Here is a 14,011-nt window from a genome sequence, read left to right on the forward strand (position 1 = left end):
GCTAATCCGGAGCCACGACTGGATCCGGAATTTTAAAAATTTGATGGACTAAGAAAAAACCGCCCTGAAGGACGGTCTCAACTAAAGCTGTAAGGCCATTTGTGAAAACGGCCAATAACGCATATCCACTTTTCCTACAATTTGTTCATGAGATACAAAACCAAACGAACGGCTGTCTAAACTGTCGCGCCGGTTATCTCCCATTACAAACAATTCTCCTTCAGGCACCACTTTTTCACCAGTAACTTCTTCTAACGTAAAATCTTCAGTAAAAAGCTCACCATCATTAGGCCTTAATTGCTCTAAATATGGCTCAGCTGCCGCCTCACCATTAATATACAGTGTATCATCCTCAAAAGAAATCTCATCTCCGGGTAATCCAATAACTCTTTTGACGTAATCCTCTTCCTGATTAGCGTGAAACACAATGACATCCGTGCGGTCCATATCCTGCCAATCATAAGCGACTTTGTTCACCATCAATAAATTACCATCGTAAAGAGTAGGCTCCATGGATTCCCCATCCACTATATAGCTTGCAAACAAATATGTTTTAAATACAAAAGCAACGACTAAAGCTGCGAGAACGAGCGTCATAAATTTTCCGAATTTTTTCATAGCTGCTTCCTCCAGGTAGGTTACTAATTACACCTTACCCGTTAAGACCTCATCTTAACCGCTGCGGTAAGCTCGTCTCTCCGCTGTGCGCTGAATTCTCTTTTCAATTAATTTTCCTAATATCCAAAAAGCAAGAATACAAACACCGACAACTATAGATTTAACAGGATTTTGAGCAAAAGAAGCGAGGCTGCTTCCAACATAAGCTATGGTAAAGATCATGACAGACTTTCCAAGAACGGCGGCCAAAATAAACTGCTGACGGCTGACATTAGACAAGCCTGACACTACGTTAATAATCGAGGAGGGCGAAAACGGGAAACACATGAGAAGAAATAAAGGTCCAAACCCGTGCTCCTCCACCCAGTTCATTACCCGCTTAACCTGCTTATGACGGCTGACAAAGTTAAAGAACCTCTGCTGTCCAAGCTTCCGGGCCAGTATAAATACAAGAACAGCTCCAGTTACGGCACCGATATATGAATAAAGGAAGCCTTTAAATAAGCCGTAGACGACCGAATTAGCAAGCACAAAAGCAATGAGAGGCAAAATTGGTAAAAAGGCCTCTATGAGCGGCAGTAAAATACCGGGGAGCGGTCCAAACCGTTCAAGCTGTTCAAGCTGATCAATTACATATTCAAACAGACGATCATTCTCTGCCATATATTGAATCTCATCCAAATCAATCATTAATAACTCCATTAACCAATCCCCTTATCGCTTACGAGTAAACTATCCCTTTAAATCTATTTTAATAAAAACCGTCATTGATTCCTACTATTATCCAGTTTTCCCATATTAAAATATCTTTAATCGACAAAAATTGGTTGAATATTTGTAAGGAGATCATGATATAATATAGAACAAACGTTCGTATCTGGAGGAGAGAATCATGCGGCAATTAAAACAGCAGGAACTAGAAACAGCTTCACGCTACCTTTTCTTATCCATGGCGATTGCGGTTATCCGCCAGGACCGAAAGCATTTTCAACAAGGAGGATTTAAAATTAAAGAACCTTATTTGGAACTGCTTGGAAAAATGGAACTCGAAGCAAGAGAGGAAAGAAAAGCGTTGAGATCCCAGATGGATGCGAAGAAGATCCAGGTTATAGAATCAGCTCGTAATGACTCCTTTACTTCATTCTTATTTTTGGCTCACGGGTATGAAGAGAAACGCAATTACTTCAATCCAGCCATCCGAAAAAAAGTCGAAACCCTATTATTTGAACTTATGCATAGTTCTCTGCGACAACGTCGTTCCGGGGGGCTGAGTTCTTCAAACGATCTTCCAGGGTGAACCGAAACTGTGCAGTCCGCTGCACCTGGTTCGAAATCATACCGACCGATACGGGTACATTAATTGAGGTGCCATTCGTAAAAATAATCGTAGTGGATTGATCACTCTCTCCTTCATAAGAACGGATATATTTATGAGCGATCCATGAACATTCTTTACGCTTAGGGGAAATAATAGGAAAGAAATACATGCCCATCGTTTGGGAAATGACAATCGGAGGTTTGTGGGTGAAGCCGGCAACCTGCTTCGTACCAGAGATCCGCCCTTCCAGACTACTGGCAAAATAACGACATGAGTTGTCGATAATCTTACTGGGATAATCAGCTAAATAAAAGCGCTGTTCACGTTCTACAACTTCTGTAACAATCTGCCCCAGGCTGTCATACCCTGCTACAAGAGCCATTGTCCGCGGATTTACTTCATATTCATTTTTATGAACCAAGTCCATTCCTTCAACACCCTTCATTTTAAATAACGGCTTATAAAGCGGCCAACCTATCTCTATTAATTTACCAAATTTCGATAGAAAAGTCTAAAAATTCTTAAAAAATAATAAGCTTCTGATATAATTATAAGAAAACAACAACAATCCGTGAGCAGCAGAAGGAGGGAGCGGAATGTGGAAAAAGAAAAAAAAACCAGAAGAAAAAGCTCATTTAGAAATAATGGATTTATCCATTCATGATGTTCGGAAAGCTATTCACACCTATGCTGAACGCAAACCAAACGAAGTTCCTCTCAGCGTAATCATCAATCACGACCTAACTATTGATTACCATCTGCTTTCCCCTTACATCAAGGGAATACCTAAGAAGACCTACTATATGTCGAGAGAAACTTATGAGTTATTTGAGGAAGAAGATTATGAGCTTGCCAAAGAAATGGATGAGGTTCAGCAGGCCGTAGATCTATACATTCAACAGACCGGCGAACCTCCCACCATTGATATGGACCCCTATAAAAGGATCAGCTATCATAAGCTGGAGCGTCTCCATCTGCTGGCTCAGCGGCCGCAAAGAGAGTTCTATCTAACAAACGAGGAATTTATGATTACGTACAAGAAGCCACAATAAAAAAAAGTGCCAATGCTCCGGGAAGAGCATTGGCCAATGAGACGACTGGTTAACTTTTGAGTGAGGGAATTAATGTGTGGAAAAGCTTTCACCTCTCCAACAACACCACTCATCAGTAACGTACATTACTGACCCACTTATGAAACCGAATCATAAATGGTGTGTAACAAATAAGCATGATCGCTTATCTAATTCTTATTGTAGTATATGTCTTCTTCATCTTCACCGAAAAACTTTTGCGGTGTTCCGCAAAGTGTTGCGCTATTGTCAACATATGACAGCCTGGATTTACCGCTGCGATAACTTATCCCGCAAATTCTTTCTTAAGATCTTACCCGTTGTATTCTTCGGCAGCTCCTCCATAAAGTGAATACGTTTCGGTTGTTTGTACTTCGTTAGAGACTCCTGGCAATATTCTTTAAGCTCCTGTTCCTGCAGGGCAGGGTTGGAAGATACGACAAAGCTGATGACCGCTTCCCCACTTTGCGGATCAGGCGTTCCCACTACTGCCGCTTCGGTAATATCAGGATGACTGTAAAGTACTTCCTCCACTTCCCTTGGATACACGTTATAACCGCCGACCAGGATCATATCCTTTTTGCGGTCGACTATATAAAAATACCCCTCATCATCCTGTCGGGCCATATCCCCAGTATAAAGCCAGCCGTTACGAATGGTTACAGCCGTTTCTTCCGACAGTTTATAATACCCTTTCATAACATTCGGACCCTGGACGATCAACTCTCCCACTTCACCATTTGGAACTTCTTCACCAAGTTCATCAACCACTTTATTCACCACATTTTTAATATTGGTGCCTATAGATCCCGGCTTCCGCGGTCGGTCTAACGGATTAAAAGTTGTTACAGGAGAAGCTTCAGATAATCCATACCCTTCTGATACACGAACGTTAAAGTGCTTCTCAAAGTTATTTAAAAGTGATACAGGCAGAGAAGATCCACCGGAGACACATATTCTCATGTTTTCAAATGTATAAACCTTTTCTTTCCCCAACTGCAGTAAATAATTGTACATAGTAGGTACACCGGCAAATACTGTAGCTTGATGCTCTTCTGCTATATCAAATACTTCAGGCGGAGAGAACTTCGGAACAATTAATATAGTCCCTCCATTCATTATAGGAGCATTCAAGGCAACCGTAAGACAAAAGACATGAAACATCGGCAGGGTTGCGATGACACGATCACTAGCTGAAATATCCAGGTAATCTGCAACGTCGGTGGCGTTTGAATACAGGTTCTTGTGTGTAAGCATCGCCCCTTTCGGTTTCCCGGTCGTGCCAGACGTATACAATATAACAGCGACGTCTTCCTCTTCAAGCTGCTGGGCATGATAGTGAGCATCACCTTCAGCGATCGCCTCTGTAAACGGTTTCATTTTTGCGGTTAACGATGATCTTTCCGCCGCCGCACCCGTGTAAGCAACAAAATAATCTTGAATAGAAAGAACATCATCCATATGTTCAAACTTTTCCATTAAGACATCCATGGTTATAACACCTTTGATGTCTCCGTTTTTCAGAATATAACTCATCTCATCGACCGTATACGTAGGGTTAATTGGTATTACTGTCAAACCGGCACGCAGTGAGCCATATAACCCAATCATGAACAACGGGCTGTTCCCGCTTACTAAAGCGATATGATCCCCTTTTCTATACCCGGATTGATGCAGCTTCGAAGCGAATTTAGTAACTGATTCATTAAACTCCTGGTAGCTTACACTTTCACCCTGGAATATGTAAGCTGCCTTTGATGGATCATTCTCAGCCGTGCGCATCAATTGATCACTTAAATTCATTAGCTGTCCCCTTTCCCTTTTAGTGAATGAATAGTCATTCATATCTATTTAAAAAAATATTCAGTCTAATTATAAAATATTGTCAATTATTGTGCAACAGCAGGGTGTAGTGAAAGAGACCAGCAAAGCTTGCCGGTCTCCTGATTAATAGATCATATTAAGGAAATCCTCTTTCGTAATTTTACCAAGATAATGAGAAATCTCCACCTGTTCAAGAGCTTCAGCAATCGAGGCCCTCTCGTACTTCACATCAATAAGAAGTCCCTCAATCTCAGAAATATCACCTACCCCAAAGAAATCACCATAGATTTTCACATTACGAATGAAGCCTTTTGAAACGTCGAGACGGATATCGTAGCTGCCTGCGCCTTCAATTCGTTTCGTCTGCTGAATATTAAACTTCGGCGACTTTCCATAATTCCAATCCCAATTCCGATAGCGCTCATCTGCAATTTTATAAATTTCTGCCCAGTCCTGCTCCGTTAATTTATATTGCGGCACATTTTTTACATCTTCCACATCAAAAATATATCTGAGAATCAGATGTTTAAACTCGTCCATTGTAATGGATTGCTCAAGATACTCCGATATGTTTGCCACCCGGCTTCGAATGGATTTAATTCCTTTCGATTTAATTTTCTCGGTTTTTACATTAAGAGCCGAGACAACATTTTCGATTTCAGAATCAAGCATTAGTGTTCCGTGGCTGAACATACGTCCCCGCGTTGAAAACTGAGCATTCCCCGAAATTTTGCGTCCGTCCACCACGATATCATTACGGCCCGAAAGCTCAGCAGCTACTCCCAGCTTGTTCAGAGCCTGTGTCACCGGTTCAGTAAACTTGGCGAAATCATGAAAGCTGTCCCCGTCATCCTTTGTGATAAAACTGAAGTTTAAATTGCCGAGGTCGTGGTAAACAGCTCCGCCGCCGGATAAACGCCGCACAACGTGTATTCCATTTTCATCAACGTAATTAGTATTTATTTCTTCTATGGTATTCTGGTTTTTACCAATAATAATGGAAGGCTCATTAATATAAAAAAGAAGATAAGTTTCATTGATATCTAAATTTTTAAGCGCATATTCTTCAATCGCTAAGTTAATCCGCGGATCCTTAACTCCCTCATGATCAATAAATAACATCGTCTCATCCTTTCAACGTTTCACTCTATCTATCATTGTATAAAACCCGGGGGCATTACACAATTTATTGAGCGTCCGATCTCCACGCTAATTTCTCATCAGCCAATTTTATGTGACCGTTGAACACATCAGCTGCTTCCTGCAGCAGAAGCTTCCTTCTGCCAAATTGAGGTAAATGACTCAGCCAAAGCGTTTCCACATCGGCCTTCTTCGCTACAGTTGCTGCTTCTTCACTTGTCATATGCCCGGGACCGCTTCCATCCATTCCTTTGTAAAAGTTGGTATCCGTAATCAGCAGATCCGCTCCATGTGCAAATGATGCAAGCTCTTCAAAGTAGCCCGTATCGGCCGTATATACAACCTCTGCTGTACTACTACAGATTTTCATAGCAAAACACGGGACGGGGTGAAGAGTTTGCAGAAACTCTACAGAGAGCGGACCGAGCTGTAAAGTCTGCGTGGGATCATAAGCCACTCCTTCGGTATATTGATGGGTTAACGACTGGAAGCTTTTTTCATCCATTTCATGGCCGAAGATCGGCAGGACATCCGTCGTTTCAGCAATGGTGTTCTGTACGAGACAAGCGTACTGCAGCACGCCAATATCCGCTATGTGATCCTGATGGTAATGAGAAAGAACTACAGCATCCAGCTCTTTAATTTCTATTTTTTGCTGCAGTTTAGCTAAAGCTCCGCTTCCACAATCTACTAAGAGCTTATAATTGTCTTCTTCAACTAAATAACAGGAAGTTGCACTGTTCGCAGCAGGGTAACCACCCCAGTATCCAATCGTCGTTACTTGCATTTCCGTCACTCCTTATCATACTTTAGAACCATTTTCGATTTGTTTTATAACAGATGGTTGAATTCTGAATATTGTTATAATACAATGACTTTACAACAACTAATTGGAGGCGATTTCATATGATGAACGTCATTGAGTTTTTCCGTAACCTACCTAAAAAGCAGTGTACTAAATGCGGCCATGCAATTCAGGAGCAGGCTGACTGCTACGGTAATGTTTGTGATGAATGCAGTCATCCTGCCCGTTAATCATAGTGTTCCACACCTCTACAGTTTTTGAACATGTAAATTCAAGAGCAGCCCGCCGGCTGCTCTTTTTTTGTGCATAAAAAAACCCGCATTTTTATGAAGATGCGGATTCTTTCATGCTCATGCGCTCCGTGGACTTTCTTTTAATAAGCTCATAATTGTAGACGATTTGCTGCTCATCCTCAGGCTGTTCTTTTTTTATTTTTTCGACCAGGACCTGAATCGTCTTCATGGCCATCTCCTCTACCGGCTGTCTAACCGTTGTTATCGCCGGAACCATAAGCAAAGAGATCATCTGATTATCAAAGCCTATAATAGCTAAATCTTCAGGGATGGTAAAGCCGGATTGCGAAGCTGCATAAATAATACCCGCAGCCACTTCGTCAGATCCTGTAAAAATCCCGTCCACTTTTTCTTCCTGCTCCTGAAGAAATGAAAACACCCCTTGCCCGTCCTTTACATCAAGTGCATTTCTTATTTCAAGATTTTCATCAAAAGCCAGGTTAAAATCTGTTAACGCTTGCAGGAATCCCTCTTTCCGCTGACGGGTTATGTGAGTTTCTTGAGCACCAGTAGCGTATGCAATTCTAGTACATCCCTGTTCAATTAAATGAGCGGTGGCATCATAGGACGCCTGCCGGTGATCAATGTGTATCATAGATACTTGATCTGAATCCATGTATTCATTACAAAGGACGATAGGGCCGGATTCAAGGTAAGGTTCAATAACGTCCCAGTCATTTGTTAATGACGCCATGACGACACCATCAACTTGTTTAGTTTTTAAAAGCTGTAAGTAATCCAATTCTTTCTGCTTCTTATCATGGGTTTGACACACTATAACCTGATACCCGTATTCTGATGCTTTGCGCTCCATGGATTCGATTAGATGTCCAAAAAAAGGATTAGTTACCCGCGGAAGCAAAACCGCGATCGTTTCTGTCCGCTGACTGCGAAGCCGGCGCGCGGAAGAATTCGGCACATACCCTAGCTGCTGCATAGCATCCATGATTTTTTCTTTTTTCTCTTCCGTGACATAGGGCTGATCGTTAATCACCCGGGACACTGTAGTCCGCGACAAACCTGCCAGACGGGCCACATCCTCAATTGTAGCCATAATAACTCCCCCTGTTTCAGCCACATTTTGAAATCGTTTTCATAACAAATCATACTAATACACATCAAAAGATGCAAGAACAATCTATAGTGAGTGTACCCGGCACACAGAAAAAAAAGAAAAAAACTGCTGCGGGGAGGCAGCAGTTAGTAATTGAGGTATTTAAGGGTGTGTTCGACTGCGGCTTCGCCTTGATCTATGCAGTCTGGCAGCCCGATTCCTGCGTAAGATGCTCCTGCCAGGTAGACGCCGGGCAGTTTATCATTTAATTGTTCGGTGACCTTTTGAAGTCGCTCCTTATGCCCGACTGAATACTGGGGCATAGAGTCCCGCCATCTCGTTACAACGGAGAATTCCGGCTTCTCCTCGATTTTCATAATTTTATTGAGATCTTTTAACGCGATCTCTGTAATCTCTTCATCTGAGAGGTCTACTACTTCTTGATCGTCCGGCTTTCCAACGTAACACCTCAGCATAACTTTACCTTCGGGAGTGGAATGAGGCCATTTCTTATGAGTCCACGTGCAGGCAGTTATGCGGAATTGACTGTTTCGGGAAACGACAAAGCCTGTGCCATCAATATCTTTTTTGATCGCTGATACGTTAAAAGCCATAGCAGTATTAGCAACAGAAGTCGCTTTCATTTCCTTTAAGGTATTCATGAATTCATACTGTGAAAGCATGCGACGGGCTGCAAAGTACGGTACAGCCGCAATGACCGCGTCTGCTTTTTCCACACTTCCATCACTTAATAACACGTGGTATCCTTCATTTTTCTTCTCAATGTGGTCGATTCCTATACTTTTATGCACGGATTCGGGATCAAGCTGCTTCTCAAGAGCGTATACCAGTGAACCGAGACCATCTTCAAATGTGCGGAACATGCTTGGCTTCTGCTTGTTCTTTGGAGGTTTTGGAACCGTTTGTCTCAGTCCCTTTATTAAACTTCCATGTTCCTGCTCCAAATTGTAAAAGTTCGGGAACGTCGCCTGTAAACTCAGATCATCAATATCACCAGCATAGATCCCCGATAATAACGGCTCTATTAAATTTTCAACTACTTGATTACCCAGACGCCTTCTAAAGAATAACCCGAGGGATTGATCCTCTTCTATGGAGCGTTTTGGTTTGACTAGATCTAAAGAGGCTCTGACTTTACCAGCAGGAGTAAACAAATTGGAAAAAAGAAACGGCCTTATCCTTGTCGGAATTCCCATAAAAGATCCGCTCGGCATTTTGTGAAGCTTGTCCTTCACAAGAATATATGCCTGTCCTGTTCCATTGGGAACGAGCTTATTCTCAAGCCCTACTTCACGAGCTAAACGAGTTGCGCTTTTCTTTCGTTCTAAAAAAGAATCAGGTCCCCGTTCAATCGTAAAGCCTTCTCTCTTCACTGTATCAATCTTACCGCCTAAATGATCGCTCGCTTCATAAAGCTGCACATCAATCGGGAGCTGTTTTTCACGGACTTCTTTTTGTAAATAGTAAGCAGCGGTTAATCCGGAGATACCTCCGCCTGCTATTATTACTTTTTTACGTTCCATATATTTAAACCTGCTGTTCCATTTCAGCCAGTACTACTCCAGCGAGGGTACGGATGAACTTCGGATGAGTATTCGGCATTTCCGGGCGGTAGTAATCCGCTCCTACCTCGTGACACACCACTTTACACTCAAAATCATTATCGTAGAGTACTTCAAGATGATCTGAAACAAAGCCAACCGGAGCATATACAAACGATTGGTACCCTTTTTCATTAAAAAGGTCTCTCGTTAAATCCTGGACGTCCGGTCCAAGCCAGGGCTCGGGAGTGTTTCCTTCACTCTGCCAGCCAATTTCATACTGGGTAATACCTGTTTCCTCAGAGATGAGCTCAGCCGTTTTCTTCAGCTGGTCAGCGTAAGGATCTCCGCCTTCCAGGATTTTTTCAGGAAGACTATGGGCTGAAACAATTAAACAAGCTTTCTCTCGTTCTTCCGTAGACATCTTTTCATACTCCGTTAGAATATGCTCACTCCAATAATCAATAAAACCTGGAGCATCATACCAGCTTTCTACAGAATGAATGGAAATACTATGTTTTTCTGCTTCCTCCTGTGCACGACCGTTGTATGACTTCACGCTGTAAGTTGAATAATGAGGAGCTAATACAATCGATACAGCTTCTTTAATACCGTCCGCGGCCATCTGCTGCACAGCATCTTCAACAAAAGGATCGATGTGCTTCAGGCCTAGATACATTTTGAATTCGAATTCGTCCTGTTCTTCATTTAATGTATTCTGCAGGGCTAGAGCTTGATCTTCTGTAATTCGTGCGAGCGGGGAGATTCCCCCAATTGCTTCATAACGGCCGCGGAGATCCTCAAGCATCTCATCTGATGGTTTCCGACCTCGGCGGATATGGGTATAGTACCTTTCTAAATCTTCTTCTTTATAGGGCGTTCCATACGCCATGACAAGCAATCCTACTTGTTTCTTTTCCATTATGATTCACCTCTTAATTCTTTTTTGAATAATTGTGAATGAGCTGTGTCAGTCTCCGTAAGGTCTCCGGCTGAATATCCGGGGTGACTCCATGACCTAAATTAAAAATATGGCTTGGATGCTGTCTGCCTTCATCGATGATCGCTTTTGCCCGCTCCTCAATAACATTCCAGTCACAAAGCAGTATAGATGGATCCAGGTTACCTTGAAGCGGCTTCGTAATCCCCATATCTCTCGCTTCTTTTATAGACATGCGCCAGTCTAAACCGACTACATCCACGGGCAGATCATTCCACTCTAGAGCTAAATGCCGTGCTCCTACACCAAACATAATGAGAGGTACCTCTGTTGATTGAAGCTCATTGAATATCCGTTCCATCACGGGTTTAATAAACGTTCGATAATCCTCCACATTTAAAGCGCCGACCCACGAATCAAAAATTTGAATCGCACTGGCTCCTGCAGAAACCTGGGAACGAGTATAACTAATCGTCGTCTCCGCCAGCTTGTCCATTAGAGCAAACCATGTTTCAGGCTCGTTATACATCAACGCTTTCGTCTTACTATAATTTTTTGAAGGACCGCCTTCAATCATATAGCTTGCGAGCGTAAACGGGGCGCCGGCAAAGCCGATAAGAGGCACATTCAACTGTTCCCGTGTCAATAACCGGATCGTATCCATCACGTAGGAAACATCTGCCTCAGGATCAATCGTACCAAGTTTATCGACATCCGCTTTACGCTGGATTGGATTATCTATAACCGGCCCGATGCCTTTTTTTATTTCAACATCAACTCCAATGGCAGGGAGAGGGGTCATAATATCTTTGTAAAGAATCGCAGCATCCACATCATACTGCTCAACAGGAAGCCTGGTAACATAGGCGCCCAGTTCCGGCTGGTGAGTAATTTCAAAAAGTGAATATTTCTCTTTCAACTTTCGGTATTCCGGCTGCGACCGGCCGGCCTGACGCATGTACCAGACGGGTGTATGGTCGGTTGGCTCACCGCGAAATGCTTTTAGTATCGTATCGTTAAATGATTTCGTCATCCTCATAACTCCTTTTACACGTTCAACGTTTATCCGATTTCAACTATACCCATTTTTTTACGTAGTGTATAGAAAAACGATTGGTTTGTCACTATATTGTGCATTTTTTCACAGGTGTTAATTAATCGTTACTGAATTTGATGGTTCTCCTTCATGGCCTGTCAAGGGATCGTAAGGAACCACAACGTACGTACGAGAACTTAATAGACTAAATCCGCTCACACTGTACTCGCCTTTCCCCGTTACGTCCCCTACTAGTTTTTTCTCCTCACCCTTCTCTTCATAAATACGGTAAACGACCCGGTCGTCTTCTGCAGGTGTCCATTCAATTGTTCCCGATACAAGTCTGAATCCACCGAAGCTTACCGACCCTTTCGCATCATTGATTTCAGGGAGGGTAAGAGGTTCAGGCAGCCTTTCAAGCCCTTCTGGTTTATTAAAGGAGGCCGTCATTTCCTTTTGCTCGTCTACTTCCGATAATATCGATTTCATAAGTGCTGTGGGGTACTCACTTCCCCCGGTAAGGTAATGGTTTTCCCCGGCCTCGTCATACCCCATCCACAGAGAACCAACATACTCTGGAGTGTAACCGACAAACCAAACATCTTTGTTCTCCCCATCGACATTAGGATGCTGCTGAGTACCTGTTTTTCCAGCTAGAGCCTTTGAGAAGGTCCCCGCTTGAGCTGTACCGGATTCTACCGTCCTCTCAAGCATCTGCGTCATGTTCCACGCTGTCTCTTCGTTGAATACTTCTTTTTCAGAAGGCTCGTGTTTGTGAATAACTTCTCCATTCCGATCAACAATCTGCTGTATAGTATGTCCTTCTGTAACTTTTCCTTCGCTTACGAAGCTTCGATAGGCCTGCGTCAACTGTAAAGGAGTATACCCTTCGGAAAGCCCGCCTAATGCAATAGATAGACCCTCATCTTTCGTGGGAAGACCGAGTTCCTCCAAATATTTCTTCGAGTAGTCGATTCCCATTTGATCTAACAACCAAACAGCCGGGGCATTTTTTGACTCTACAATCGCCTGATAAATGGAAGTATACCCATCATATTCGCCGTCGTAATTACGCGGGGTATAGTCACCATAGCTCCTCTCTTCATCTTCAAGAAGGGAGTAAGGGATATATTTTTTATCCATCAGGGCGGGACCATAAACAGATAAAGGCTTTATAACAGATCCGGGTTGTTTTTTCGTCAGAGCACGATTCCGATCTCCATGCTTGAAGTCACGTCCGCCTACAATAGCAGCCATCCCCCCTGTTTTTTGATCCATTAAGGTAAAAGCTCCTTCAACTTCACCTTGTGAGCCAGGGGCAAATTCTCCATTTTTCATCTGTGCGGCAGCAGTCTCTTGAATCCCTGGATCCATTTCTACAATAATCTGATAACCTCCCCGTTTTAGTTCATCCCGGGAAATGTGGTACTTATTCTCCGCTTCTCTTATCGCTGCATCTACATAACTGTTGCTCCAGGTCTGGTTGTTTTCCTCTCTCGCTTCTTCACCCAGGGTGGAACCTTGAAGACTAACCATTTCTTCTGCAGCAATCATGTTGTTTGCTTCCATCCGGGCAAGCACTGTATTACGTCGTTCTAAAGCGTTGTCGGGATTTTCAAAAGGTGAATATGAATTAGGAGCCTTTGGCAGCCCGGCCAGCAGTGCCCCTTGATTAATCGTAATATCTTTAACCGATGTATTAAAATATTCTTTTGAAGCCTCTTCTACACCGTAAGCCCCGTTACCGAAATAGATGGTGTTTAAGTAAAGCTCAAGGATTTCGTCCTTTGTGTATTTCCTTTCTAAATGAATGGCAGCCATTACTTCTTTCGTTTTACGCATCCAGGATTTTTCATTCGTAAGAAATAGGTTTTTGGCAAGCTGCTGAGTAATCGTACTGCCCCCCTCTACCTTTTCCATAGCTATAATATCCCTGTACAAAGCCCTTAAAATGGACCTGAAGTCTACCCCTGAATGTTCATAAAAGCGACCATCCTCCACCGCAATGAAAGCCTCCTGGACATGCTCTGGAATCTCATTTATATCTACTAACGTCCGATTCTCCGTGTAAATTCGTTCGATCACTTCTCCGTCTGCAGTTTCTACTGTAGTTGCGGTATTCAAAGCTAAATCTTCTTCTGAAACGACAAACCGCCCGCCAAAAAGTATAATCAAAAAACCTATAATGGAAAAAAATGCAGCAGCAGTAATAATAACGAACGGCCATTTGATTCTTTTCATCCACCTTACTGATGGCAATTTCCAAATCTTTTTCAAGCGTCGTGCATCCTTTCTTGTTCCTAAGTTAAAGCTTGCAGAAGTTTTGTCTAACTTGCTACACTAAACGTGAT

14 protein-coding genes are annotated in these 14,011 nt (G+C 42.8%); 3 read left to right on the plus strand and 11 right to left on the minus strand.

Translation table 11 applies throughout. The features are described 5' to 3' along the window. Positions 1-81: 81 nt before the first annotated feature. Positions 82-618 (minus strand): signal peptidase I, encoded by a 537-nt coding sequence (gene lepB / locus LF822_RS07130; protein WP_253923280.1) that lies wholly within the window; start codon positions 616-618, stop codon positions 82-84. A 54-nt stretch (positions 619-672) separates the two neighbouring features. Beyond that, positions 673-1,320 (minus strand): TVP38/TMEM64 family protein, encoded by a 648-nt coding sequence (locus tag LF822_RS07135; protein WP_253923282.1) that lies wholly within the window; start codon positions 1,318-1,320, stop codon positions 673-675. Between the two features lie 190 nt (positions 1,321-1,510). On the opposite strand from LF822_RS07135, the gene LF822_RS07140 reads away from it, so the two are divergent. After that, on the plus strand, positions 1,511-1,915 hold the full coding sequence (locus tag LF822_RS07140) for a YhjD family protein (RefSeq protein WP_253923284.1): 405 nt from the start codon (positions 1,511-1,513) through the stop codon (positions 1,913-1,915). Here the strand turns inward: LF822_RS07140 and LF822_RS07145 are convergent. Beyond that, positions 1,848-2,363: a competence protein ComK gene (locus tag LF822_RS07145; RefSeq protein ID WP_253923286.1), complete on the minus strand. Its 516-nt coding sequence runs from the start codon at positions 2,361-2,363 to the stop codon at positions 1,848-1,850. The genes LF822_RS07140 and LF822_RS07145 overlap by 68 nt on opposite strands. A gap of 169 nt (positions 2,364-2,532) precedes the next feature. Here LF822_RS07145 and LF822_RS07150 point away from each other — a divergent pair, with 169 nt between their 5' ends. Then, positions 2,533-2,988: a DUF3939 domain-containing protein gene (locus LF822_RS07150; protein WP_253923287.1), complete on the plus strand. Its 456-nt coding sequence runs from the start codon at positions 2,533-2,535 to the stop codon at positions 2,986-2,988. Between the two features lie 288 nt (positions 2,989-3,276). Here the strand turns inward: LF822_RS07150 and LF822_RS07155 are convergent, their stop codons facing one another. The 3 genes from LF822_RS07155 to LF822_RS07165 all read right to left on the minus strand — a co-directional run bounded on the left by LF822_RS07155 (position 3,277) and on the right by LF822_RS07165 (position 6,757). Then, positions 3,277-4,809: a fatty acid--CoA ligase family protein gene (locus LF822_RS07155; RefSeq protein ID WP_253923289.1), complete on the minus strand. Its 1,533-nt coding sequence runs from the start codon at positions 4,807-4,809 to the stop codon at positions 3,277-3,279. A 144-nt stretch (positions 4,810-4,953) separates the two neighbouring features. After that, positions 4,954-5,952, minus strand: a complete 999-nt coding sequence (gene lplA, locus LF822_RS07160) for a lipoate--protein ligase (protein ID WP_253923291.1) — start codon at positions 5,950-5,952, stop codon at positions 4,954-4,956. A gap of 64 nt (positions 5,953-6,016) precedes the next feature. Next, positions 6,017-6,757 carry an MBL fold metallo-hydrolase gene (locus LF822_RS07165; protein WP_253923292.1) on the minus strand — a complete coding sequence of 247 codons (741 nt, stop codon included), beginning with the start codon at positions 6,755-6,757 and terminating at the stop codon, positions 6,017-6,019. Between the two features lie 119 nt (positions 6,758-6,876). On the opposite strand from LF822_RS07165, the gene yhfH reads away from it, so the two are divergent. Next, the gene (gene yhfH / locus LF822_RS07170) at positions 6,877-7,005 is read left to right on the plus strand and encodes a protein YhfH (protein ID WP_101843432.1); all 129 of its coding nucleotides are present in this window, start codon (positions 6,877-6,879) and stop codon (positions 7,003-7,005) included. A gap of 94 nt (positions 7,006-7,099) precedes the next feature. Here yhfH and LF822_RS07175 read toward each other — a convergent pair whose 3' ends face one another. From LF822_RS07175 to LF822_RS07195, 5 genes are all read right to left on the minus strand, one after another. Next, positions 7,100-8,122: a LacI family DNA-binding transcriptional regulator gene (locus LF822_RS07175; RefSeq protein WP_253923294.1), complete on the minus strand. Its 1,023-nt coding sequence runs from the start codon at positions 8,120-8,122 to the stop codon at positions 7,100-7,102. A gap of 146 nt (positions 8,123-8,268) precedes the next feature. Beyond that, positions 8,269-9,666 carry a protoporphyrinogen oxidase gene (hemY, locus tag LF822_RS07180; protein ID WP_253923295.1) on the minus strand — a complete coding sequence of 466 codons (1,398 nt, stop codon included), beginning with the start codon at positions 9,664-9,666 and terminating at the stop codon, positions 8,269-8,271. Between the two features lie 4 nt (positions 9,667-9,670). Beyond that, positions 9,671-10,606 carry a ferrochelatase gene (gene hemH, locus LF822_RS07185; protein ID WP_253923297.1) on the minus strand — a complete coding sequence of 312 codons (936 nt, stop codon included), beginning with the start codon at positions 10,604-10,606 and terminating at the stop codon, positions 9,671-9,673. A 13-nt stretch (positions 10,607-10,619) separates the two neighbouring features. After that, positions 10,620-11,657, minus strand: coding sequence for a uroporphyrinogen decarboxylase (gene hemE, locus LF822_RS07190; RefSeq protein ID WP_253923299.1), 1,038 nt, complete (start codon positions 11,655-11,657; stop codon positions 10,620-10,622). A gap of 117 nt (positions 11,658-11,774) precedes the next feature. Next, a complete protein-coding gene (locus LF822_RS07195) occupies positions 11,775-13,937 on the minus strand; it encodes a transglycosylase domain-containing protein (RefSeq protein ID WP_371925844.1) in 2,163 nt (720 codons plus the stop codon). Positions 13,938-14,011 lie beyond the last annotated feature (74 nt).

The sequence above is a fragment of the Halobacillus sp. A5 genome (assembly GCF_024189315.1).
GTDB lineage: Bacteria > Bacillota > Bacilli > Bacillales > Halobacillaceae > Halobacillus_A.

What these genes read in the sequence shown, in the direction of transcription:
- hemH (WP_253923297.1), bottom strand. Translation starts at nt 10,606, where the DNA reads ATGGAAAAGAAACAAGTAGGATTGCTTGTCATGGCGTATGGAACGCCC.
- LF822_RS07150 (WP_253923287.1), top strand. Translation starts at nt 2,533, where the DNA reads ATGTGGAAAAAGAAAAAAAAACCAGAAGAAAAAGCTCATTTAGAAATA.
- LF822_RS07155 (WP_253923289.1), bottom strand. Translation starts at nt 4,809, where the DNA reads ATGAATTTAAGTGATCAATTGATGCGCACGGCTGAGAATGATCCATCA.
- lplA (WP_253923291.1), bottom strand. Translation starts at nt 5,952, where the DNA reads ATGTTATTTATTGATCATGAGGGAGTTAAGGATCCGCGGATTAACTTA.
- yhfH (WP_101843432.1), top strand. Translation starts at nt 6,877, where the DNA reads ATGATGAACGTCATTGAGTTTTTCCGTAACCTACCTAAAAAGCAGTGT.
- hemE (WP_253923299.1), bottom strand. Translation starts at nt 11,657, where the DNA reads ATGACGAAATCATTTAACGATACGATACTAAAAGCATTTCGCGGTGAG.
- hemY (WP_253923295.1), bottom strand. Translation starts at nt 9,666, where the DNA reads ATGGAACGTAAAAAAGTAATAATAGCAGGCGGAGGTATCTCCGGATTA.
- LF822_RS07140 (WP_253923284.1), top strand. Translation starts at nt 1,511, where the DNA reads ATGCGGCAATTAAAACAGCAGGAACTAGAAACAGCTTCACGCTACCTT.
- LF822_RS07175 (WP_253923294.1), bottom strand. Translation starts at nt 8,122, where the DNA reads ATGGCTACAATTGAGGATGTGGCCCGTCTGGCAGGTTTGTCGCGGACT.
- lepB (WP_253923280.1), bottom strand. Translation starts at nt 618, where the DNA reads ATGAAAAAATTCGGAAAATTTATGACGCTCGTTCTCGCAGCTTTAGTC.
- LF822_RS07145 (WP_253923286.1), bottom strand. Translation starts at nt 2,363, where the DNA reads ATGGACTTGGTTCATAAAAATGAATATGAAGTAAATCCGCGGACAATG.
- LF822_RS07165 (WP_253923292.1), bottom strand. Translation starts at nt 6,757, where the DNA reads ATGCAAGTAACGACGATTGGATACTGGGGTGGTTACCCTGCTGCGAAC.
- LF822_RS07135 (WP_253923282.1), bottom strand. Translation starts at nt 1,320, where the DNA reads ATGGAGTTATTAATGATTGATTTGGATGAGATTCAATATATGGCAGAG.